The organism is Amycolatopsis dongchuanensis (assembly GCF_039542405.1).
GTDB lineage: Bacteria > Actinomycetota > Actinomycetes > Mycobacteriales > Pseudonocardiaceae > Amycolatopsis_E > Amycolatopsis_E sacchari.
Genome location: NZ_BAABIB010000152.1, coordinates 1 through 23,710, shown reverse-complemented (window position 1 = coordinate 23,710; position 23,710 = coordinate 1). Strand labels below are relative to the sequence as shown.

Annotated in this window: 15 protein-coding genes; 8 read left to right on the top strand and 7 right to left on the bottom strand. The window is 71.4% G+C overall.

Going from position 1 to position 23,710, the window contains the following annotated elements:
* Positions 1-100 precede the first annotated feature (100 nt).
* From ABFX51_RS35485 to ABFX51_RS35475, 3 genes are all read left to right on the top strand, one after another.
* Entirely contained in the window at positions 101-1,633 is a 1,533-nt protein-coding gene (locus ABFX51_RS35485; RefSeq protein ID WP_091504801.1) for a PucR family transcriptional regulator, read from the top strand.
* Between the two features lie 19 nt (positions 1,634-1,652).
* Positions 1,653-2,366: an MOSC domain-containing protein gene (locus ABFX51_RS35480; RefSeq protein WP_091504802.1), complete on the top strand. Its 714-nt coding sequence runs from the start codon at positions 1,653-1,655 to the stop codon at positions 2,364-2,366.
* A 71-nt stretch (positions 2,367-2,437) separates the two neighbouring features.
* The gene (locus ABFX51_RS35475; RefSeq protein WP_091504803.1) at positions 2,438-4,465 is read left to right on the top strand and encodes a hypothetical protein; all 2,028 of its coding nucleotides are present in this window, start codon (positions 2,438-2,440) and stop codon (positions 4,463-4,465) included.
* A gap of 2 nt (positions 4,466-4,467) precedes the next feature.
* Here ABFX51_RS35475 and ABFX51_RS35470 read toward each other — a convergent pair whose 3' ends face one another.
* Complete coding sequence (locus tag ABFX51_RS35470; RefSeq protein ID WP_346056376.1) at positions 4,468-5,400, bottom strand: zinc-binding dehydrogenase; 933 nt, start codon at positions 5,398-5,400, stop codon at positions 4,468-4,470.
* 162 nt (positions 5,401-5,562) lie between these two features.
* On the opposite strand from ABFX51_RS35470, the gene ald reads away from it, so the two are divergent.
* The 4 genes from ald to ABFX51_RS35450 all read left to right on the top strand — a co-directional run bounded on the left by ald (position 5,563) and on the right by ABFX51_RS35450 (position 11,991).
* Positions 5,563-6,678, top strand: coding sequence for an alanine dehydrogenase (ald, locus tag ABFX51_RS35465; RefSeq protein WP_346056375.1), 1,116 nt, complete (start codon positions 5,563-5,565; stop codon positions 6,676-6,678).
* 426 nt (positions 6,679-7,104) lie between these two features.
* Positions 7,105-10,839 carry an ABC transporter ATP-binding protein gene (locus tag ABFX51_RS35460; protein WP_346056373.1) on the top strand — a complete coding sequence of 1,245 codons (3,735 nt, stop codon included), beginning with the start codon at positions 7,105-7,107 and terminating at the stop codon, positions 10,837-10,839.
* Between the two features lie 74 nt (positions 10,840-10,913).
* The gene (locus ABFX51_RS35455) at positions 10,914-11,426 is read left to right on the top strand and encodes a SigE family RNA polymerase sigma factor (RefSeq protein ID WP_091504805.1); all 513 of its coding nucleotides are present in this window, start codon (positions 10,914-10,916) and stop codon (positions 11,424-11,426) included.
* The gene (locus tag ABFX51_RS35450) at positions 11,416-11,991 is read left to right on the top strand and encodes a hypothetical protein (RefSeq protein WP_346056372.1); all 576 of its coding nucleotides are present in this window, start codon (positions 11,416-11,418) and stop codon (positions 11,989-11,991) included. The genes ABFX51_RS35455 and ABFX51_RS35450 overlap by 11 nt, the downstream gene beginning before the upstream one ends.
* On the opposite strand, the gene ABFX51_RS35445 is transcribed toward ABFX51_RS35450, so the two are convergent.
* From ABFX51_RS35445 to ABFX51_RS35420, 6 genes are read right to left on the bottom strand one after another with little or no spacing between them, the layout of a single operon-like run.
* A complete protein-coding gene (locus ABFX51_RS35445) occupies positions 11,975-13,354 on the bottom strand; it encodes an FAD-binding oxidoreductase (RefSeq protein WP_346056371.1) in 1,380 nt (459 codons plus the stop codon). The two genes, ABFX51_RS35450 and ABFX51_RS35445, sit on opposite strands and share 17 nt — an antisense overlap.
* 22 nt (positions 13,355-13,376) lie before the next feature.
* Positions 13,377-13,709, bottom strand: a complete 333-nt coding sequence (locus ABFX51_RS35440; protein ID WP_346056370.1) for a hypothetical protein — start codon at positions 13,707-13,709, stop codon at positions 13,377-13,379.
* Positions 13,709-14,092, bottom strand: coding sequence for a hypothetical protein (locus ABFX51_RS35435; RefSeq protein ID WP_346056369.1), 384 nt, complete (start codon positions 14,090-14,092; stop codon positions 13,709-13,711). Before ABFX51_RS35435 ends, ABFX51_RS35440 begins: the two co-directional genes overlap by 1 nt.
* Positions 14,089-18,522 carry a DUF6531 domain-containing protein gene (locus tag ABFX51_RS35430; RefSeq protein WP_346056368.1) on the bottom strand — a complete coding sequence of 1,478 codons (4,434 nt, stop codon included), beginning with the start codon at positions 18,520-18,522 and terminating at the stop codon, positions 14,089-14,091. The genes ABFX51_RS35435 and ABFX51_RS35430 overlap by 4 nt, the downstream gene beginning before the upstream one ends.
* Complete coding sequence (locus ABFX51_RS35425; RefSeq protein WP_346056367.1) at positions 18,515-18,835, bottom strand: type VII secretion target; 321 nt, start codon at positions 18,833-18,835, stop codon at positions 18,515-18,517. The genes ABFX51_RS35430 and ABFX51_RS35425 overlap by 8 nt, the downstream gene beginning before the upstream one ends.
* 14 nt (positions 18,836-18,849) lie before the next feature.
* Entirely contained in the window at positions 18,850-19,374 is a 525-nt protein-coding gene (locus ABFX51_RS35420; protein WP_091517263.1) for a YbaB/EbfC family nucleoid-associated protein, read from the bottom strand.
* Positions 19,375-19,612: 238 nt separating this feature from the next.
* Between ABFX51_RS35420 and ABFX51_RS35415 the strand changes: the two genes are divergently transcribed.
* Positions 19,613-23,308 (top strand): multifunctional oxoglutarate decarboxylase/oxoglutarate dehydrogenase thiamine pyrophosphate-binding subunit/dihydrolipoyllysine-residue succinyltransferase subunit, encoded by a 3,696-nt coding sequence (locus ABFX51_RS35415; RefSeq protein ID WP_346056366.1) that lies wholly within the window; start codon positions 19,613-19,615, stop codon positions 23,306-23,308.
* Positions 23,309-23,710: the final 402 nt, after the last annotated feature.

The following is a 23,710-nucleotide window of genomic DNA, read 5'->3' as shown; positions in this document are numbered from 1 at the left end:
GACCAACCGGTTCCAGTGGCTGGGCACCCTTGTGGGCAGTGCTCCCGGCGTGCTGGGCAACCTGGCCTCCGGCGGCCCGAACGCGCCGTATGCTGCGCGAATGGTGTCCGTTCGCGAGGTCGTCGAGCGCGTCGGCCCCACCCTGCTGCGTGACGTGTGGGTCCCGGAGGCGTGTCCCGCGGTGGCGGACGTGGTGATCGCCGAGCCGGGGGTCGCGACGTCGGTCGCGGCAGGCGATCTCGTGCTCGGGGTGGCCGCCGCCGACGTCGAGGACGCGGTCGCGCTCGTGGCGCACAGCGCCGGGCGCAAGGCCGCCGCCGTGTTGCTCAAACCCCCGCTGGCGGGCAAGCAGGCCGTGCGGCGCGCGGCGAAGGACGCGGAGATCGCGCTCGTCGAGGTGCGGGCGGCGACGGCGTGGGCGCAACTGGTGTGGCTGCTGCGGACCGTGCTCGACGCGGCCGACTCCGAGGCGATCGACGACAGCGACGCCGGCGCGGGCGACCTGTTCCGGCTCGCCGACGTCATCGCGTCGGTGGTGGACGCGCCGGTGACGATCGAGGACGTCAACTCGCGCGTGCTCGCCTACTCCGCCAGGCAGGACCTCACCGACCCCGCACGCGTGTCCACGATCATGGGCCGCCGCATCCCCGACGACGTGCTCGCCCGGTTCCGCTCGCGTGGCGTGTTCCGCGAGCTGTCCCGCGGGCGGCAGACGGTTTTCGTGCCCGCGCAGAAGGACGGCACCCTGCCGCGGCTGATCGTGCCGATCCGGATGGGCGGCGAGCTGCTCGGCTCGATGTGGGCCGTCGTGCGGGGCCCGGTCCCGGAGGAACGCGCGGCCGCGTTCGCCCACACCGCCCCGATCGTCGCGCTGCACCTGCTGCGCCGCCGCGCGCACGAGGACGCGCGGCGCCGTGCGTCGGCGGGGGTGTTGCGGGCGTTACTGGAGGGGAAGGTGGGCCCGCGCAAGGCGATCGAGGAGCTGGACCTCGGCGAGGGCCCGCACCGCGTCGTCGTGGTCGACACGCCCGGCGGCGACAGCGCGGACGGCGAGGGGCTGCGGCTGGCGCTGCTGGAGCGGATCTCCCACGGCATCGGCCGCCGTCCGGTCGCGACCGAGCTCGGCGGGCTGCTGTACGCCGTAGTGCCCGACGGGCACGGGCCGGGCTCGTGGGCCGAGCTGCGGAAGGCGCTGGCGGACCTGCGGCTGGCGGCAGGCAGCGCCGTGGACGTCGGCGAGCTGACCCGGTCGCGCGCCGAGGCGGAGGAGACGCTGGGGCTGCTGCGAGCGGGGCTGCTGCGGGACAACGCCGGCAGCTACGACGAGGTGTGGACCGCGCTGGTCCTGCACCGCACGGCCGCCGCGGCCGCCGCCGCGCGCGTCACGGAGTTCGGGCCGCTGGAGTCCCTGCGCGAGCACGACCGCGTCCACCGCACCGAATACCTCGCCACGCTGTACGAGTGGCTGCGGTTCCCCGGCGACCCCCGCGCGGCGGCCGCGGCGCTGCGGATCCACCCCAACACCCTGCGCTACCGCATGCGGCGGCTGCTCGAACTCGTACCCCTGGACCTCGACGATCCCGACGTCCGGCTGGCGCTGCTCACGCAGCTCGTGGTCCTGCGCTGGTCCTGAGCCCGGATACGATGAACGGGTGTTCTCCGGTTCCGTGGCCCAGCTCAACCGCTGGCCGGTCAAATCCCTGCGGGGCGAGCAGCCCTCCGCCGCCCTGTTCGACCACCGCGGCATGGCGGGCGACCGCGCGCACGCGCTGATCGACCTCCGCGAGAAGCGCGCCGGCCGCGTGCTCACGGTCCGGCAGAACCCCGAGCTGCTGTCGTGGCGCAGCGAGTACCGCGGCGACGTCGGGGAACCGCCCACGCTGTACGGCCCGGACGGCGCGGAGTGGTCGTGGACCGATCCCGGGCTGCCCGCCGCGCTGACCGGATCCCTCGGCATGCCACTGGAACTGCGCACGGCGGACGGGCAGCAGGACCGCGGTCCGACGGTGCTCGTGACGGTCGAGGCGTCGCGGGCGGCGCTGGAGGACGAGCTGGGCGCGCCCGTCGCGCTGGAACGCTTCCGCCCCAACGTGCACCTGACGCTCGACGCCCCCGCCTTCGCCGAGGAGGACTGGGGCGAGGGCACGGCGATCACCATCGGCGACGTGGTGCTGGAGGCCGTCGGCGAGCGCTCCGGCCCGTGCATCCGGTGTGCCGTGCCCAGCTGGGACCCGCAGGGCCGCGAACGCTGGCCGAAGCTGCAGACCTGGCTGATCGAGCAGCACGACAACAAGTTCGGCCTGATCATGCGGGTGACCCAGCCGGGCACGATTTCCACCGGGGACGCCGTCCGCGTGGACTTCTGAGCGAAGGTCCGCCCAGGGCCGAACGAGTGAACGCTGTTCAACTCCTCGCCCGTTCTGGTCACACTGGGGCTGTGCCGTCGCCGTCCGAGCAGCAGCCCACCGCCCAGCCGCCCCACGCGCCGGCCGGGAACAAGATCCACGGCGACATCCACGGCTCGGTCGCGCAGACGGGCGAAGTCCACGGCGACATCACCGTCCAGACCATCGTGCAGGAGATCAAGTCCCCCGACGGCGAACTCTTCGAGTGGCAGGTCAACGAGGACGAGCTCGCCGAGGTCGCCGGGCAGTTCGTGGAGCCGGACGGCTACGCGCAGGCCGCGAAGATCCTCGCGGAACGGTCGGTCGTGGTGCTGCACAACACCGGCACCGGGAGGAACTTCGCCGGCCTCCGCCTGCTCGCCGGCAGCAGGCGGATCGTCCGCCTCAACAGCGGACGACGGCTGGGCGGCATCAAAGAGGACGAACTGCACGCCGACGACGGCTACCTCTGGCACGCGACCGGCCCCGGGGCCGCGGTGCTGACGGAGTTCGACCTCACCAAGGCCGCTGGGCTCGCCAGGACCCGGCACTGCCGGCTGGTGATCATCGTCGACCAGCCCGGCGACGTGCCGCATTCCGCCAACGCCCAGGCCGTTCCCCTCAAACCGCCCGACCCCGTGCAGGTGGCGCTGGCCCGGATGCGGCACCGCGCACCCGGCCGCTTCGAGGAGGCCCGGGCGGTCTTCGACCGTGTGCTCGCCGGGAAACTCACGGTCGGCGATCCACCGCACAAGGCCGCGCACGCCGCGGACATGGCCATCACGCTCACGACGGAAGGCGGCGACGAGGCGGAGTTCGCCAGGAAACTCGACGAGGACGTGGACCGCGCGGTCAAGGACATCATCCACGACGGGTGGGCTTCGGAGGAGTTCACCATGCTCATGGCGGTCGCGCTGCTGGAGGGCAAACCCTTCGACGAGGTCGCCGAACACGCGGTGCGGCTCGACCGCCTCGCCCGCGCGGCGGAGCTGCCGCAGGACCGGACGCCCCGTCCGCGGCGGGTGTTCAGCAAGCCCAAGGACCGGCTGTTGCGGGACATCCGCGCGACCACCGACCTGCGGAGCCACTCCAGCCACCCCGGCCTGCGCGAACAGACCGTGCGGTTCGAGCGGCCGGACTGGGCGAACGCGGTCCTGCGGCGGTTCTGGCAGCAGTACCACCTCGACCACAAGATCCTGCTCGACTGGATGTGCGGTTCGGACGAGCCGGAGGCCGCGGTGCAGGCGTTGTGCACCATCATCACCGAGGTCCCGGCCCACAAACCCCTGCGGCCCGTGGAATACCTGGCAGGGCACAACGGTCTGCGGCAACGCCACCTCGCCGGGAAGACGCTCACCCGCCTCGCCGGCAAACACAACCTCCGCGGTCTGGTGGAGGACATCCTGGACTCCTGGATCGCGGGCACGTCGGTCAACCGGAAGTACACGGCCGCGCTCGTCTGCGGCGCCTTCTTCGAGACAGACCGGGAACGCGCACTGGAACGGCTGGCCGAGATCGCCCGCACCGACTCCGCCAGGGCGGGCGACGCGGTCATCGCGGCCGTTCTGGTCTCGCTCGCCGACAACGCGAACGCCCCCGTCATCCTGCGCACGGTGCAGGATTGGCTCGCGGACAAGAAATCCCTCCGCACCCGCGACGGTCTGCGCCGGGTCGCGCTCGAACTGGCCATGTGGCTGCTCGGTGTCTGGACCGAGGACGACGTCCCGCTCGTCGACGCGGCGGAGCTGAGCCTGCGGCACCCCGAGGAGATGCGGGCCCTCGCCTGGACGATCGCCATGGACCGCTCCTACGGGCCGGGCTACCTCCGCAGGCTCGTCTCGCTCTGCGACCAGGGCACGCTCCGCGGAACCAGTGCGAAGGCACGGGCCGACCGCGCCGAGTTCCTCCGCCTGGCGCGGCTGCTCTGCCCCGATCTGCGCTGGCGATCCCGGCTGGAGACGACGTTGTTGTGGGGCCTGTGCCACCCCACTCGCCGCCGCCAGATGAGGTACCTGTTCCGGGCGGCGAGCAGGGTGAGCCGGGTCGACGAGGGCGCGGAACGCCCCGCCGACTCCGGTTGAGTTCAGACCACCAGCAGCGTCTTTCCCACCGTGGCGCGGTTTTCGATGGCCCGGTGCGCGTCGGCCGCCTGCTCCAGCGGGAAGCGCTGCCCGATGAGCGGGGTCAGCTTCCCGGCGGCGCCGTCCGCGAGCGCGGCTTCGGTGAAGGCACGCATTTCGTCCGGCTGGTACGAAAGGCCGCGGTGGAGCGTGACGCCCTTCGCGGCCGCGTCGTCGTCGGAGACGGGGGTCCACGCGCCGCTCGCCAGGCCGTACATCACGAGCCGGCCGCCGCGGCGCAGCAGCGAGAACGCCGTCGCGCCGGTTTCGCCGCCCACGCCGTCGAAAACGACGTCGACCTCCCCGGCTTCCTCCGCCCAGCCGGGCCGGGAGTAGTCGACCGCCACGTCCGCCCCCAGCTCCCGCGCCACATCGACCTTGCCCGGTCCCGTCGCGGCGACCACCGTGGCACCCGCGTTCTTCGCCAGCTGCACGAGCAGGCTGCCGACACCGCCCGCCGCCGCTTCGACGAGGACCCGCTGCCCCGGCTCCAGCGCGGCGGTGTGGGCCAGCGCCTTGGCCGTGCGGCCGTCCGCCAGCAGGGCGACCGCGGCGTCGAGCGCGAGCCCGTCGGGCACCAGGAACGGGTCACGCGCGGGCACGGCGACGCGTTCGGCGTAACCCCCGGTGCCGCCGGTCGAAGTCACCACCTGCCTGCCCACGAGGTTCCCGTCCGCCCCGGCCGTCACCACGCCGCCGACGCCGTTGCCGGGGATGACCGGTGGCCGCACCCCGAACGGGTTCATCCCGCCGGCGCGGAACTGCGTCTCGACGAAGGTGGTGTTGGCGAACGCCACCGTGATCAGCACCTGCCCCGGCTCCGGCACCGGATCGGGCGCCTCGCCCGCCCGCAGCACCTCTGGACCACCGAACTCCCTCAACCACACCGCTCTCATGACCTCCACCCTGCATCCTCCAGTTAGGTGGAGGTCAACTCCGCTGTCGTGCGGGAACCATCCCCTGGCGCGAGGATTGTCGCGGGCGGACGATGACACCGCGGGCCGGGTGCAGCACCGTGGTCAGCACCGACGCCGCAGGAGCGAAAGCAGGAGGATCCCGTGCGTATCGCCGTCCCCCGTGAGATCAAGAAGCACGAGTACCGGGTGGCGCTGACCCCGGCGGGCGTGCACGAGCTGACCCGCCGCGGTCACGAGGTGTTCGTCGAGACGGAGGCCGGGGTGGGCTCCGCCATCAGTGACGACGACTACACCGCGGCCGGCGCGAAGGTCCTCGCGACCGCGGACGAGGTGTGGGCCGAGGGCGAACTGGTGCTCAAGGTGAAGGAGCCCATCGCCGAGGAGTACCCGCGCCTGCGGTCGGGCCAGGTCCTGTTCACCTACCTGCACCTGGCGGCGGACCGCCCGCTGACGCAGGCGCTGCTGGACTCGGGCACCACGGCGATCGCGTACGAAACGGTCCAGACCGACAACGGCGCGCTCCCGTTGCTGGCCCCGATGTCGGAGGTGGCGGGCCGCCTCGCCCCGCAGGTGGGTGCCTACGCGCTGATGAAGCCCTCGGGTGGCCGGGGTGTGCTGCCAGGCGGGGTGCCCGGGGTGCGCCCGGCGAAGGTCGTCGTGATCGGCGGTGGCGTGGCGGGCCTGAACGCCGCTCGCGTCGCGCTGGGGCTGGGATCCGATGTGGAGGTCCTCGACACCAATGTGGACCGTCTGCGTCAGATCGACCAGGAGTTCGGTGGCCGGATCCGCACGGTGACGTCGACGGCGTTCGCGATCCAGGAGTCGGTGGTCCAGGCGGACATGGTGGTCGGCGCGGTGCTGATCCCGGGCGCGAAGGCCCCGAAGCTGGTCTCGAACGACCTGGTGGCGCGGATGAAGCCGGGCAGTGTGCTGGTGGACATCGCGATCGACCAGGGCGGCTGTTTCGCCGACTCGCACCCCACCACGCACGACGACCCGACCTACCAGGTGCACGGTTCGCTCTTCTACTGCGTGGCCAACATGCCGGGCGCGGTCCCCACCACGTCGACGCAGGCCCTGACGAACGTCACGCTCCCCTACGCGCTGGCACTGGCGGACCAAGGCTGGCACCAGGCCCTGACGACGAACACCGCACTGGCCAAAGGCCTGAACACCCACCAAGGCCACCTGACAAACGCCCCAGTAGCCACAGCCCACACCCTCCCCCACACCCCACTAACAGATTTCCTGCAATAAAACGCCGTTCAACCGTCGGCCAGGCACACGACGCGCCCAGCGGTATGGGGGTCCAGGGGGCGAAGCCCCCTGGCGGGGGTTTGGGGGTCCGACCCCCAAAAAGGTCGCGACGTTGAGCGCCAGATGGGAAGCGCGACAGCGCGAACAGGGGCGGCCCGCTCAACCAGCCTGGGGGTCACTGGGAGCGGGCCGCCAACAACAGCTTAGGTGGTCGGCGGCGAGTTCGCTGCACGGGGTCGGCGTTTTGGCGGAAATACTTCTTCACACCCCGCGGCGGGACGTCGTGATTCCCCGACGAAGTGCGGTTTTGCGTGCGACGGCGGCCGGCGGCGGTGCCGGTTTTCACCCGTTCGCCGGAGTCGTCGCGGGCCTGTCCGATGTGGAGCCGCCGCCACGGGGCGGCGAGCACGCATAGTCTGGAGCCTTGTGACCGTTGCTCCTCCTGAACCGAAGACCGGCTGGATCCGCAGACTGGGTGCCGCGTGCTGGCGGCACCCCTGGCTGGTTGTGCTGTCGCTCACCGCGGCCGTGGTGAGCGTCGGCTTCCAGGCGGTGAGCCCGCTGTTCGTGCGGGCGGCGGTGGACGACGCCGTGAGCGGGCACACGGGGAACCTGGGGCTGCTGGCCGGCGGGCTCGTCGGGGTGCAGGTGCTGATGTTCGCGACGGCGTTCGTGCGCCGGTACGTGGGCGGGCGGCTGGCGCTGGACGTGCAGCACGACCTGCGGCGCGCGGTGTTCGGCGCGGTGTCGCGTTTGGACGGTGGCAAGCAGGATTCGCTGCGCACGGGGCAGGTGGTGTCGCGCGCGATCACGGACCTGCAGCTGGTGGTGTCGCTGCTGATGATGGTCCCGCTGTCGGCGGGTTCGGTGGTGTTCGCGGTGTTCTCGCTGGCCGCGATGCTGTGGATGTCGCCGCTGTTGACGGTGATCGCGCTGGTGGTGGTGCCCGCGGTGGCGTTCGTGGCGGCGCGGTCGCGGAAGCGGTTGTTCCCGGCGACGTGGTCGGCGCAGCAGCGGGCGGCGGACGTGGCGCAGCACGTCGAGGAGACCGTCACCGGGGTGCGCGTGGTCAAGGGCTTCGGCCAGGAGGCGCGGGAGGTTTCGCGGCTGGAGAGGGCGGCGAAACGGCTGTTCGCGGAGCGGTTGCGGGCGGCGAGGCTGTCGGCGGTGCCGACGGCGACGACGTCGGCGTTGCCCGCGGCGGGTCAGGTCGCCGTGCTCGCGCTGGGCGGCATCCTCGCGCTGCGGGGCGAGGTCACGCTCGGAACTTTTCTCGCGTTCGCCAGTTACGTGTCGGGCCTGGTGGGCCCGGCGCGGATGCTGTCCTCGGTGGTGGTGCAGGCGCAGCTGACGCGCGCGGGCGCGGACCGCGTGTACGAGCTGATCGACGCCCAGCCCGAGGTCCGCGACAAGCCGGACGCGCGGCCGTTGCCGGACGGCCCGCTCGGCGTGGAGCTGGCGGACGTGAAGTTCGGCTACACCCGTGCCGAACCGGTGCTCGACGGCCTGACGCTGGCGGCGAAACCGGGTGAGACGCTGGCGCTGGTGGGCACGGCCGGGTCCGGCAAGTCCACGATCTCGCTGCTGCTGCCCCGGTTCTACGACGTGCACTCGGGTTCGGTCCGGCTCGGCGGGTACGACGTGCGGGACGTGCGCCTGGCCGACCTGCGCCGGGCGATCGGCGTGGTGTTCGAGGAGGCGTTCCTGTTCTCCTCCTCCGTGCGCGACAACATCGCCTACGGGCGCCCGGACGCCGGCGACGAGGAGGTCATCGCCGCGGCGAAGGCAGCCGAGGCGCACGAGTTCATCGAGCAGCTGCCCCAGGGCTACGCCACGCTCGTCGGCGAGCGCGGGCTGACGTTGTCCGGCGGGCAGCGGCAGCGGCTCGGGCTGGCCAGGGCGTTGCTGACCGATCCGCGGGTGCTGATCCTCGACGACGCGACCTCGGCGGTGGACACCGTGACCGAGGCCGCGATCCACGACACGCTGCGTGCCGTCACCGCGAGCCGCACGACGTTGCTCATCGCGCACCGGCGGTCGACGCTCGCGCTGGCGGACCGCATCGCCGTGCTGGACGCGGGCCGCGTCGTCGACGTGGGTACGGCGGAGGAGCTGGAGGAGCGCTGCGAACTGTTCCGGGAGCTGGTGTCCGGGCCCGGTGAGGGTGTGGACCAGAAGCACCGCCGCGAATGCGTGCGCCACCCGGACACCGGGATCACCCCGGAGCTGTGGCCCGAGCCCGCCGAGCAGGACGACGCCGCGCAGCTCGCGGACGCGGCCCAGCAACGGACCGCCGCCGCGCCTTCGGGCGGTGGGATGGGCGGTATGCGCGGCGCGTTCGACGTGCCGCCGACGGAGGAACTCCTCGAAGGCGTCCGGAAACTGCCGCCCGCCACGGACGTCCCGGCCCTGGACGCCGACGAGGTCACGAAGCCGGATCCGCGGTTCCGGCTCGCCGGGCTGCTGCGGCCCGTACGGGCTCTGCTCACCGCGGTGGTCGTGCTCGTCGGGCTGGACGCGGCCGCCTCGATCGCGCTGCCCGCGCTGTACCAGCAGGGGGTGGACCACGGCGTGCGGCCGGGCGTGGAGTCGGTGATCTGGCTGACGGCGGCCATCGGCGCCGTGATCATCGCGCTGGACTGGCTCGTCATCGCCACGCAGACCCGGCTCACCGCGAAGGCGGGCGAGACCGTGCTGTACTCGCTGCGCGTGCGCAGCTACGCGCACCTGCAGCGGCTCGGGCTCGACTACTACGAGCGCGAGCTGTCCGGGAAGATCATGACCCGGATGACGACGGACGTGGACGCGCTGTCGACGTTCCTGCAGACCGGGGTCGCGCAGGCGGTGATCAGCGCGCTCACCCTGGTCGGCATCTCGGCGGCGCTGCTCGTCACCGACGCTTCGCTGGCGCTGTACGCGTTGTCGGTGCTGCCGATCCTGGTCGTCGCGACGGTCGTCTTCCGCAAGCTCGCGACCGCCGCGTACAACGAGGCGCGCGAGCGCGTCAGCGTCGTCAACGCCGACATGCAGGAGAACGTGAGCGGGCTTCGTGTCGCGCAGGCGTACAGCCGCGAGGAGCGCTCGGCGGAGGACTTCGCCTCCCGCAGCGACGCCTACCGCCGGTCGCGGCTGCGGGCGCAGCGGTACGTCGCGACGTACTTCCCGTTCGTCACCATGCTTTCCGGGGTCGCGGAGGCGGTGGTGCTGGTGGCGGGCGCGAACCGGGTCGCGGACGGCACGCTGCCGGTCGGGGTGCTGCTCGGGTTCCTGTTGTACCTCAACCTGTTCTTCTCGCCCATCCAGCAGCTGTCGTCGGTGTTCGACGGGTACCAGCAGGCGAAGGTGGGCCTGCGCCGCATCGGCGAACTGCTGCGCACGCCCACGTCCGTCCCGCCGCCCGAGCACCCCGTGCCCGTGCCGGAGCGGTTGCGTGGCGAGGTCACGTTCGACGCCGTGGACTTCGCCTACGCGGGCACGGAAACCCGGGCGCTGGCGGACATCTCGCTCAAGGTGGCGCCGGGTGAGACGGTCGCGCTGGTGGGCGCCACGGGTGCCGGCAAGTCGACCGCGGTGAAGCTCGTCGCGCGGTTCTACGACGCGACGAGCGGCAAGGTCGGCATCGACGGCGTGGACGTGCGGGACTACGACCTGCCCGGGCTGCGGCACCGGATGGGTGTCGTGCCGCAGGAGGCGCACTTGTTCTCCGGCACGGTCGCCGACAACGTGCGGTACGGCCGCCCGTCGGCGAGCGACGCGGAGGTGGAGGCCGCCGTGCGCGCGGTCGGGGCGCTCGACGGGGTGGCCGCTCTGCCGTCGGGTTTCCGGCAATCGGTCGGCGAACGCGGGAAGTCGTTGTCGGCGGGGCAACGGCAGCTGATCGCGCTGGCGCGGGCCGAGCTGGTGGACCCGGACGTCCTGCTGCTCGACGAGGCGACCGCGGCACTCGACCCGTCCACGGAGGGCGCGGTCCTGCGGGCGACGGAGAACCTGGCCCGCCGCCGCACGACCTTCGTGGTGGCCCACCGCCTCGCGACGGCCGCCCGCGCCGACCGCATCGTCGTGCTCGACCACGGCCGCGTCGTCGAGCAGGGCACCCACGAGGAACTCCTCGCGGCAGGCGGGCACTACGCCCAACTGTGGCGGACGGGCAACCACGGGTAGTTCTCCCGCACACCGTGCAACCCCCGCCGCCGGTTCCGCGTCTGTGCGGTGACATCGGCGGCGGGGGGACTTCCGTGGCACAACAGGACGACTTCGCCGAGTTCTACACGGCCTCCTTCGAATGGGCCAGACGCGTCGCGTACGCCCTGTGCGGCGACTGGAGCCAGGCCGAGGAACTCGCGCAGGCGGCGTTCGTGCGGGTGTACGCGCAGTGGCGCCGCATCCGGCACGAGACCGGGAAGGCCTACCTGCGCACGGTGCTGACCAGGACCTTCCTGGACACCCGCCGCCGGGGCCGGGAACGCGAACACCCCGTCGCCGAACCACCGCCGGGGGAACCGGGGCCGAACGAGATCGCCCGCAGTGACGACCGGGCCGCGCTGCGGCAGGCGTTGCTGGCGGTGCCGCCCCGGCAACGCGCCGTCCTGGTGCTGCGGTTCGTGTACGACCTGACGGTCGAGGACGTCGCCGAGACGCTGAACTGTTCCGAAGGCACGGTGAAGAGCCAGACCGCACGCGGCCTCACGGCGCTCCGGCGCGAGTACGCGCGACAGGCCGAGACCCTCGAGGACCAAAATGTGGGCTGACGAGCAAGAGCTGGGCCTGGCGTTGAAGGAGGCCGTCGCCGGGGAGGGACCGCCGCCCGGTGACCACCTGCAGGACGTCCTGCGCCGCGGCCGCCGCCGCGTCCTGCTGCGCCGCGGCGGCACGATCGCCGCGTGCGTGCTCCTCGTCTGCGGGCTGTGTGCGGGCGGGTTCGCCCTGCGGGGGTTCACCGCCGGCCCGCCCCCGGTCGGCGAGGTACCGCGCCCACCCGTCGTGACGGCCCCGCCCACGACGACGACTTCCAGCGTGGACACGGGCAGCACGACCACGAACTCCGCCCCCGCGGTCGGCACCGGAAGCGCGCCGCCGTCCAGCACGGCGGGGCACACCAGCGTCCGGTCCAGCGACGTCGGCGTCACGAGCACGCCGTCGACCAGCCGGTCCTCCCGGCCGCGGTGCACCGACGTGATCGACTACGGCTCGGACCCGCGCAGCAACGCCGAAATCAACAGCATCGGCGAGGAGACGGGGAACTGCCCGAGCCCGATCTGGCTACCGCCGTCGTCCCCGTCGTACGAGTCGTCCTCGGCTACGTCGTCGTCGTGAAGACCTTGCCGGGGTTGAGGATTCCCAGCGGGTCGAGCGCTGTCTTGACCGCGTGGTGCAGGTCCAGCACCGCGGGGCTCACCTCGCGGCGCAGCCCGCCGCGCTTGAGCAGGCCGACGCCGTGCTCGCCGGTCACGGTGCCGCCGAGCTCGATGGCGTCGGCGATGATGTCCTCGAACGCCGCCTGCGCACGGCGTTTCGCGTCCTCGTCGCCGATCGGCGTGATCAGCAGCGGGTGCAGGTTGCCGTCACCGGCGTGCGCGATGTTCGCGATGAGCGTGTCGTGCGCGGCGGCCGTCTTTTCGATGCGCGCCAGCATTTCCGGCACCAGCGCCTTGGGTACGCACACGTCCTCGGTCAGCACCGGGCCGAGCCGCTCCAGCGCCGGGTACGCCAGGCGCCGCGCGTCGAACAGCGCTTCGGCCTCCTGCTCGTCGGAGGACAGCGCGGCCCACGTGGCGCCGGCCTCCTCGAAGCAACGCAGCACCGTGCGCGCCTCGTCTTCGCCCGCCTGGCCCGGCGTGTCGACGCGGCCGAGCAGCACCACGTTCGCTTCGGTGGACAGGCCCATGTTCTTCCACGCGTCGACCGCTTCGAGGCACCGCTTGTCGACCAGCTCCAGCGCCGACGGGATCACCCCGGACGCCGACACCGCGCTGACGGCCTCGCCCGCCGCGACGACGGAGTCGAAGTACCCGGCGATGGTGCGCTCGGCGGGGCGTTTCGGCCGCAGCCGCACGGTGATCTCGGTGATGATGCCGAGCGTGCCCTCGGAGCCGACCATCAGCCCGCACAGGTCGTACCCGGCGACGCCCTTGGCCGTGCGGCGCCCGAGCCGGACCACTTCGCCGCGCCCGGTGACGACCTCCAGCGCCAGCACGTAGTCCCGCGTCACGCCGTACTTCACGCAGCACAGGCCGCCCGCGTTGGTCGCGACGTTGCCGCCGATGGTCGACCACGGCGCGCTCGCGGGATCCGGCGGATACCACAGGTCCTGCACCGCGCAGGCGGCGCGCAAGTCGTCGTTCACCACGCCCGGCTGCACGACGGCGAGCCGTTCGGCGGGGTTGATCTCCAGCACCTGGTCCATCGCCTCGAAGGACAGCACGATGCAGCCCTCGATCGCGTTGGCGCCACCGGAAAGCCCGGTCCCGGCGCCGCGCGGCACGACGGGCACGCGGTGCTCGCCCGCGAACCGGACGACCGCCTGGACCTCCTCCGTGCCGCGGGGCCGCACCACCGCGAGGGCCTTGCCGTACTCGGCCCACTCGGCGTGGTCCTGCAGGTACCCCTCGACCACGTCCGGGTCGTCCAGCACGTGCTCGGCGGGCACCACCGTCCGCAGCTGCGCCACCAGGTCCATCGCCACCTCCCGGAGGTCCAGGCTACGCGGATGGCGCCTCCGCTCCGCCCCGATCTCCGCCAGGTGAGACGTGCCGCACGTACTCCTCCACGCGCCCGGCGACCGCCTGCACCCGCTCGACCAGCTCCGGGCCCGACAACTCGCCGGGATCGCGCAGTTCCGGCTGCGGCACGTAGTCCTCGACGGCGAAGAACACTTCGTCGAGCAGCCGCTCGAGCGGCAACGGCACGCGCTCGCCCGCCTCGAGCGCACGGCGTCGCGCCGCGAGCCAGCGGCCCGCGAACTCCTCCGGGCCGAGATCCCCCGCCACGAGCCGCCGGATCAGCTCCACCTGCTCGGCCAAGCCAGGAGCCATCACACCGTCCGGACGAACCAGCCGTCACGGAAGTCGAGCACCAGCCGGTCGCCGACGCCGTACGCCTCACCCACCGCGAGGGCCGCCGCGGCGCGGACCGCGCTCTCCTCGATGTCCTTCAGGTCCAGCTGCGCGTGCACGACCTCCACCCGCTCGCCGACGTCCACCCCCAGCGAGCGCACGAGTTCGACCCCGTCACGCGCCCCGGCGAGCGCGGCCTCGACGAACTCCGCGTCCTCGCGGGGTTGCAGGGAGGTCCGGTCCTCCGGCGGCGCGGTCCAGACCACCTCGGCCGGCCCCGGTACGACGCGCACCCGGACCTGGCCGAAGTAGCCGACGCCGCCCTTCTGCCGCTGCAGGCGGAACTCGCCGTAGCGGGTCATCCGGAACTCCTCGTGCTCTGGAACAGGTGGTAGACGCTGCTCCGGAAGTAGTGCTCTGGCCCGAACCTACCGGTGACGCGCCGGATGTGGTCGTAGTCGTGGTTGCCTTCGGACAGCCACAGCTCGGTGGCGGCGTCGTCGTCCATCGTGCTCATGTCCGCCGAGCGCAGCCGGTCGAAGTCCTCGCCGCGGATGCGGTGCTCGACGATCTCCATCGTGGGCGCGCCCTCCCGGCGGCTGATCACGTCGAGGTACCGCTCCGCCTGTTCCCTCGTCTCCCACGCGTAAAGCCCCTCGCCCAGCTCCGCGCGCGGCCTGCCGTTCGAGTCCACCCCGGACGGCCAGGGCTCGCCCCCGTTGTCGATCAGCCGGTCGGCGTCCTGCCTGCTCTGCACGCTGTAGAACGTCTGGCACGGCGTGAGGCCGCTCGGGTCGATGGCGGCGGTCGGGTTCGGCACGTACGCCTGCGGGTTCGGCGCGGGCGCCAGCCCCAGCGGGTCGATCGCGGTGTAGCGGCCGGTGGCCGGGTCGTAGTACCGGAAGTGGTTGTAGTGCAGGCCTGATTCGCGGTCGTAGTACTGCCCGGGGAACCGGAGCGGGGTGTCCGCGCCGTCCCCGCCGCCCGGCAGGTCCAGCCCCCACAGCGTGGACCGCCGGCGCCACGCGAGCGCGCCGTCGGGGGTGACCAGCTCGGTCGGGCTGCCGACGAGGTCGGTGACGATGGAGTAGAACTCCCGGTCGAACCACTGCTGGTCGCGCGCGCTCCGCTCGACCTGCGAGACGGGGCGGAACGTGCCCGGCTCCCAGTTCCAGGTCGTGGCCGTGCCGTCGGAGTGGATCTGCTCGGCGAGCACCATGCCGTCCCAGCAGAAGTCGATCCGCTCCGCCACCACGCCACCGGCGAGCCGCAGCTTCGCGATCCGCCTGCCGAGGGGGTCGTACAGGTAGCGCCAGCGCGTGCCGTCCGGCGTGACCACCTCGACCAGCCGGTCGTCGGCGTTCCAGGTGTAGTGCCACGTCTCCGGTTTCGCGGACAACCGCTTGCGGGAGCGCATGATCACGCGGCCCTGCGCGTCGTACCGGTAGCGCACGTTGCCCGCCTGCGTGACGGCACAACCCGAGTACTGGCGCGACCCCTGCGCGTCACCGGACGGGTCCGGCCAGCTGGCGGAGGTGACGTTGCCCGCCGCGTCGTAGGCGTAGCGCTCGGTCCAGCCCGTGCCCGTCACCGCGGTGATCCTGGCCGCCGGGTCGAGCGTGAACGACCGGTTGCCCGCGAGGAGGTCGTCGATCCCGGCCAGGTGCCCGTCGGGCCGGTAGTGGTAGCGGCGCTGCTGGATGACCCGCGACTGGTGCCGCGCGCTGCCCACCACGGACACGGTCTGGCTCCCCAGCCGCCCGCCCGGCTCCCAGGACTGCGCGATCACGGTGCCGCTGTCGAGGAGGCGCTCGGTCTCCCGCCCCGCGCCGTCGTAGCCGAACGTCATGGTGTGCCCGGCGGTGCGCAGGGCGTCGGGCCGCCCGCCGATCCCGTACTGCCACACGGTTTCGGCACCGGTCGGCGTGCGCCGCAGTGTGCGACGGCCGATCCGGTCGTACTCGGACGTGACCACCCGGCCGTTGCTGCCTTCGGCGAGCACCCGGCCCACGGCATCGCGGACGAGCACGAGGTCCGCGTCCGCGTTGCGCGCCCGGACGAGGCGGCCCACCGGGTCGTGTTCGAAGGTCTCGACCACGTCCCCGTAGCCGCGTTCGACGACGTTGCCCAGCGGGTCCCGCCGGTAGGTGATCTCCTCCTGGTTGCCGTTCGTGCGTGCGACGAGCTGGCCCGCCGCGTCGTGCCGGTAGCGCACGGTGCGCCCGTTGAAATCGGTTTCCGAGACGAGGCGGCCGGCGGCGTCGTACTCGTAGCGCCAGACCTGGCCTCGGGAATCCGTGACCGACTTCAGCCGCAGCGCCGGGTCGTAGGCGAAGGTGAGGCTGCTGCCGTCGGGCCGGAGGTGCGCGGCGGGCAGGTCGAAGTGCGTGCTGCGGATCCGGGTGACCTGACCCAGCGCGTCGACGTACTCGACCTGGTTGCCCTCACCGTCGTACCGCCACCGCTCGACGCCGCCGTCGGCGTTCACGCGCGAAAGCAGGCGGCCCTCGACGGTCCACGTCATCGTCGTCGTCGCGCCGGTGGGGTCGGTGATCTCGACGATCCGCCCGAACTGGTCGCGCCGGTAGCGGGTGACGCTGCCGTGCACGTCGATCTCGGCGACCGGCAGGCCGGCGGCGTCGGTCTCCGTGCGGTGCACGCGGCCCAGCTCGTCGGTCACCTTGACGAGCTGCCCCGTGCCGTCGTACTCGCAGTGCGTGGTGGCCCCGGTGGGGTCGGTGACCGACGTGACGCGTCCCGCCGCGTCGTACGTCCGCCGCCACACCGCGCCGTCCGGGTCGATCGTGACGACCGGCCGCCCCGCTTCGCCGTACTCGGCGAGTGCCTGGGTGCCGTCGGGGCGGGTGATGGTGGTGAGGTTGCCTTCCTCGTCGTAGCGGTACGTCGTCGTGCGGCCCAGTGGATCGGTGCGGGACAGCAGGCGGTCGAACTCGTCCCACTCCTGCGTGGTCCGGTGGCCCAGCGGGTCGGTTTCGGCGACGACCTGCCGCCGCTCGTTCACCTCGTAGACGGTGGTGTGGCCCAGCGCGTCGGTGAAGCGGGTGACGCCGTCCTCGTACTCGAACGTGCCGTCGAGGAAGCCGCCCGAGCCCTCGTTCGCCACGCAGCGGCCACGTTCGTCGTAGCGGTAGCGGTACCACTCGCCGTTGCGGTCGGTCCACTGCGTGATCCGCCCCGCGAGGTCGTAGTCGAACCGCAGCGGCGCGCCGGACGAGTTGAGCACCTCGGTCAGGCGCCCGGCGTCGTCGTAGCGGTAGCGCACCACCGGGATGTCCTCGCCGTGCGGGTTGCGCAGGGACAGCGCGGTGATCAGCCCGGCCGACGTGTCGACGGCCAGCTCGTAACCACCCGAGTGCCGGACCGCGGTGAGCGTCCCGGCGGCGTCACGGTCGAAGGTGATCCGGTTTCCGTTGCGGTCGGCCACCTCCCGCAGCAGCCCGGTGCCGGGAGCGAAATGCAGCCGCTGCCCCGATTCCCGCCGCTCCACGGTGAACCCGCCGTCTTCGCTCCGCGACAGCGGCCAGCGCGGCCCCAGTTCGGGCAGCACCACACCGTCGGCGGGCGGCGCCGGGTACACCAGCAGCATCCCGTCCTCGGCGACGTACACGACGCCCGCCGAATCGACCTCCACGCGCTGGTCCACCGTCGACGCCCAGCTGCGCCCGAACGACCGGCCCGCGCGGTACGACGAGACGTGGGTGCGGCGCAGCACCAGCGGCAGCACGGCGGGCAGCTCCACGTCGGTCTGCCCCAGCACCATCTCGCCGGTCGCGACGTCGATCGGGTCGTTCTCGCAGACCCGCGCGTTCTCCGGCGTCTTCGTGTCCGCCGGATCCGTGGGACGGCTCGACGGCGTGTCGGCGGAACCGGGCGTCGTGCCGTCGCCGGCGTGGGTGCCCGGCAGGTCGGCGTCCGGGGTGTGTGGTGTGTGTGGCGCGTCCGGGGCGTGCAACTCCGGCGTGTCGATCGACTTCGCCCCCGAGGGCAACGTCGCCCCATCCGCACGACGGGCGAACTTGCGGCCCAGCTTCGACAACTTCTCGATGATCTCACCGAGCTTGTCCACGATCTTGCGGATCTTCGGCGTCACGTTCCCGATCGTCTTGACCAGCTTCCGGATCAGATCCGACACCTTGCTGATCGCGTTCGTGATCGCCGTCGTCGCCTGCGCCGCCACCAACGGCGTCGCGAACCCCAGCGTGCACGCCTCCTCCAGCACCCACGAGATCAACTTGCCCACCAGCTCGGCCACCAGATCCCGCACGGTCTCCCGCACCATCGCCACGACCTGGCCCATCACCATCACACCCGTGGAGATGCCATCCGCCAGCGTCGCCGCCCCCGCGATCGCGTCACTCTGCTCCGCCACATGCGCCCGATACGCATCCCCACCCTCACCCGTCCAGCCTGCGGTGCCGTTGACCGTCTCATTCGACAGATCACCCGCGACCGCGCCGACCTCCTGCGCCACATTCGCCCACGTGTCCGCGAACGACTGGATCACCGGCGGATCCCCCGCCAACCAGTCCAGCGCCTCCTTCAACGGCTGCACGTGCTCGATCAACCACGACGCCCCGTACTGCGCCAACGTGCCGATCGGATCCACCACCATGGACAGCGCTTCCATGCCCACACCCAGCGCGCCCATACCGAACTCGACCCACGACCCGTCCTTCACCCCATTGGCCAGATCGACCGCCGACTCCGCGATCCCGATCCCCGTGACCGCCGTCGTCTGCGACTGCGCCTGCGCGACGAGCGGGTTAGCCATTCAGGGGCTCGCCGAGGGTCTTGATGGCGTCACCGGTGGTCTGGTCCTGGCCCTCGTAGGTCTGGACCGTGTCCCGCACCTTCGTCGCGGTCTCGGCGACGGACTCCTGCGCGCTCTGCAGCGCCCGCACACCGAGCTGCTCGAAGGGGTCCAGCAGCAACGCGAAGGGCTGGCAGATGACGCCGTACGCGCTGTTGTCCATGCTGACCTGCTGCGCCGCCTGCACGGCGGTGCTCAGCCGGTCGGCGAGGGCGTCCACCTTCCCGGCGTGCGTCGTCAGCTCGTCGGTGAGTACCTCGTAACCCTCCGCCATGGGAACTCCCCCTTCTAGTCGCGCCGCAGGAAGGTCTGGTCGCCGAAGTCGTCGTCACCGTCGTCGCGGGGCCTGGGCTTCGGGCGCGGTGGCGGCGGTGGGGGTGGGGTGGCGTCGTCGGCCTCGGTCTCGATGCGCAGCTGCCTGCCGGGCGCCGGGGGCGGCGGCTCCTCCTCGGGCGGCGGCGGGAAGTTCTCCTCCGCGGTGGCCACGAGGTGCCTGCTCGTTTCGTCGTCCCCCACGGTTTCCGCGAGGATTTCCCGGATCCGCTGGGGATAGCGGGACTGCGCCTGCTGCATGGCGGTGAGCACGGCGGCCGCGATCTCGTCGGGGCTGAGCTTGCGCACGGCGTCCGTCATCGCGACGCCCGTGGGGATCCCGTTGCTGCCGACGGTGACGCTGACCGCGCCGCCCGCCGCCGAGCCGGTGATCGAGATGCCCTGGACCTCCTGCTGCATCCGCTGGTAGCGGGCCGCCTTCTCCTTGGCGTCGCGCTCCCAGTCGTCGACCATGCGCTCCACGTCGCCGAGGTCAGCCACCACCGGTCCCCTTTCGTCTTCCTTACCGACGCAGCCGGGCTGTGCCAGGTTCCCGCAGGCGGGAGCAGGCGTCCAGTAGCAGGCGCAGCGCCGCCTGCATCGATCAAGTGAGCAATCCCAAACCCCGGTGCCACGGGAATGCACCACTTCGATCACAACCCGGATCGCCGGGGGGTTAGCCTGGTAGGCGCATCAAGCGGACAACCAAGATCGAGATGGATAGAGGCGAGTCCCTGCCGTGTCCAGCAGCAGCCCTGCGTCACAGTTCGGCCCCAACGAATGGCTCGTCGAGGAGATGTACGACCAGTTCCTCGCCGACCCCTCTTCAGTAGACGCCGCCTGGCATGACTTCTTCTCCGACTTCAAGCCGACGCAGACGCCGGAGACCAAGCCGGACACCGCCGCCGCGCCGCAGGCCACGCAGGCCCCGCAGCCGTCCAACGGCCAGGCGAAGCAGGCACCCGCGAAGCCCGCCGCCAAGGCCGAGGCCCCCGCGAAGCCGCAGGCCGCCCCGGCCAAGCCCGCCGCCAAGCCGCAGCCCGCCGCCGCGAAGCCGCAGGCCACCGCGGCCGCCGCGAAGAGCGAGCCGGAGACCAAGCAGCTGCGTGGCGCCGCCGCCGCGATCGCCAAGAACATGGACGCCTCGCTGAGCGTCCCGACCGCGACGAGTGTGCGCGCCGTCCCGGCGAAGCTGATGGCGGACAACCGCATCGTCATCAACAACCACCTCAAGCGCACCCGCGGCGGGAAGATCTCGTTCACGCACCTCATCGGGTACGCGATGGTCCGCGCGCTGCGCGACTTCCCGAACATGAACCGGCACTACGAGCTGATCGACGGGAAGCCGTTCGCCGTCACGCCGGAGCACGTGAACCTCGGCCTCGCCATCGACATGAAGGGCAAGGACGGCGCCCGCACCCTCGTGGTGGCCTCCATCAAGAACACGGAGAACATGTCGTTCCTCCAGTTCTGGCAGGCCTACGAGGACATCGTCAAGAAGGCGCGCAACAACAAGCTCACCGCCGACGACTTCTCCGGCACCACGATCTCGCTGACCAACCCAGGCGGCATCGGCACGAACCACTCCGTGCCGCGGCTGCAGGCGGGCCAGGGCGCGATCATCGGTGTCGGCGCGATGCAGTACCCGGCGCACTTCGAGGGCACCAGCGAGAAGACCCTGGTCGAGCTGGGCATCAGCAAGATCATGACGCTGACCTCGACGTACGACCACCGCATCATCCAGGGCGCGGAGTCGGGCGAGTTCCTCAAGCGCATCCACGAGCTGCTGCTCGGCGAGGACGGCTTCTACGACGACATCTTCACGTCGCTGCGGCTGCCGTACGAGCCGATCCGCTGGGTGGAGGACATCCCCGAGGGCGAGATCGACAAGACCGCCCGCGTGCTGGAGCTGATCGACGCCTACCGGATGCGCGGCCACCTGATGGCCGACACCGACCCGCTGAACTACCGCCAGCGCCGCCACGAGGACCTCGACGTCCTGTCGCACGGCCTGACGCTGTGGGACCTGGACCGCGAGTTCGCCGTGGGCGGGTTCGCCGGCCAGCAGCGGATGAAGCTGCGTGACGTGCTGGGCGTGCTGCGTGACTCGTACTGCCGCACGGTGGGTGTCGAGTACACCCACATCCTGGACCCGGAGGAGCGCCGCTGGATCCAGGACCGCGTGGAGGTGCCGCACGCGAAGCCGGACCCCAACGTCCAGAAGTACATCCTGTCGAAGCTCAACGCCGCGGAGGCGTTCGAGACCTTCCTGCAGACCAAGTACGTCGGCCAGAAGCGGTTCTCGCTGGAGGGCGGCGAGACGGTGATCCCGCTGCTGGACACCGTGCTGGACAAGGCCGCCGAGCACGAGCTGGACGAGGTCGTCATCGGCATGCCGCACCGCGGCCGCCTGAACGTGCTGGCGAACATCGTCGGCAAGCCGATCTCGCAGATCTTCCGCGAGTTCGAGGGCAACCTGGACCCGGGGCAGGCGCACGGTTCCGGTGACGTGAAGTACCACCTGGGCGCGGAGGGCAAGTACTTCCGCATGTTCGGCGACGGCGAGACGAAGGTGTCGCTGGCTTCGAACCCGTCGCACCTGGAGACCGTGGACCCTGTGCTGGAGGGCATCGTCCGCGCGAAGCAGGACATCCTCGACAAGGGCGACCAGGACGGCCAGGGCTTCACCGTGCTGCCGGTGCTGCTGCACGGTGACGCGGCGTTCGCGGGCCAGGGTGTGGTGGCGGAGACGCTGAACCTGGCGCTGCTGCGCGGGTACCGCACCGGTGGCACCGTGCACATCATCATCAACAACCAGGTCGGTTTCACCACCGCGCCGGAGCACGCGCGGTCCTCGCAGTACGCGACGGACGTGGCGAAGATGATCGGGGCCCCGATCTTCCACGTGAACGGGGACGACCCGGAGGCGGCGCACTGGGTGGCGAAGCTGGCGGTCGAGTACCGGCAGGCGTTCAACAAGGACGTCGTCATCGACATGATCTGCTACCGCCGCCGCGGCCACAACGAGGGCGACGACCCGTCGATGACGCAGCCGGCGATGTACGACATCATCGACACGAAGCGCTCGGTGCGGAAGACCTACACCGAGGCGCTGATCGGCCGCGGCGACATCTCGGTCGAAGAGGCCGAGGCCGCGCTGCGTGACTTCTCCAGCCAGCTGGAGCACGTCTTCAACGAGGTGCGTGAGCTGGAGAAGCACCCGGCGAAGGCGAGCCCGTCGGTCGAGGAGGAGCAGCAGGTCCCGGCCAAGGTGCCGACGGCCGTGTCGCGTGAGGTGATCGAGCGCATCGGGGACGCGTTCCTGAACGTGCCCGACGGCTTCAACCCGCACCCGCGGGTCAAGCCGGTGCTGGAGCGCCGCGCGAAGATGGCGCGCGAGGGCGGTATCGACTGGGCCTTCGGCGAGCTGCTGGCGTTCGGTTCGCTGGCGATCGAGGGCCGGCTGGTCCGGCTGTCCGGGCAGGACTCGCGGCGTGGCACGTTCACGCAGCGGCACTCGGTGCTGATCGACCGCAAGAACGGCAGGGAGTACGCGCCGCTGCAGAACCTGGGCGAGAACCAGGGCCGCGTGATGATCTACGACTCGGCGCTGTCCGAGTACGCGGCCGTCGGGTTCGAGTACGGCTACTCGGTGGCGAACCCGGACGCGCTGGTGTTGTGGGAGGCGCAGTTCGGCGACTTCGTCAACGGCGCGCAGACGGTGATCGACGAGTACATCTCGTCCGGTGAGGCCAAGTGGGGCCAGCTGTCCGACGTCGTGCTGCTGCTGCCGCACGGGCACGAAGGCCAGGGTCCGGACCACACGTCGGGCCGCATCGAGCGCTTCCTGCAGCTGTGCGCGGAGGGTTCGATGACGGTGGCGGTGCCGTCCACCCCGGCGAACTACTTCCACCTGCTGCGCCGGCACGCGCTCGACGGGATCCGTCGTCCGATGATCGTCTTCACCCCGAAGTCCATGCTGCGCAACAAGGCGGCCACGTCGTCCGTCGAGGACTTCACCGGCCAGTCGAAGTTCCTGTCCGTGATCGACGACGCGCAGGTGGACCCGGCGAAGGTCCGGAAGGTGCTGTTGACATCGGGCAAGCTCTACTGGGAGCTGGTCGCGGAACGCGCCAAGCGTGAAGCGAACGACGTCGCCATCGTGCGGATCGAGCAGTACTACCCGCTGCCGATCAAGAAGCTGCGTGCGGCGCTGGAGCGGTACACGGGTTCGCCGCAGGTGACCTGGGTCCAGGAGGAGCCGGAGAACCAGGGCGGTTGGCCGTTCTTCGGCCTGCACCTGCCGCGCAAGCTGCCGGAGCTGCTCTCGGGCCTCGACGTGGTCTCCCGCCGCCCGATGGCCGCCCCGAGCGCCGGTTCGTCCAAGGTGCACGAGGTCGAGCAGAAGGCCCTGATCGCCAGGGCATTCGACTGATCCGAAGGCAAAAGGCGCCCTCACCCCACAGGGAGGAGGGCGCCTTCTTCTTTTGCCCCCACAACACAACCGTCACCCGGCAACGCAAACGCGAGCGGCGCCACCGCCCACACCCACCCCCACACCGATCCCCAGCCTCATTAGCGGTTGGCTCACCGTGTCAAGGGTGGCGAAGCCATCGCGAAGCGACGCCGAAGGCGCCCTTGACGCGGTGAGCCAACCGTTAAACGATCAAGGATCGGGGCGGGGGTGGGGCCGCTCAGCAGGCGCGCCAGCGCCGGGGACCCAGGCACCAAAAGACAAAAGATTAAAAGAATGCCTCGCCGGCGGGCAATACCGCTAAGTTAGAGCTTGTCTCACTTGGTGAGTTTCTTGTAGCAGGTGATGGCGGCTCCGAGGGTG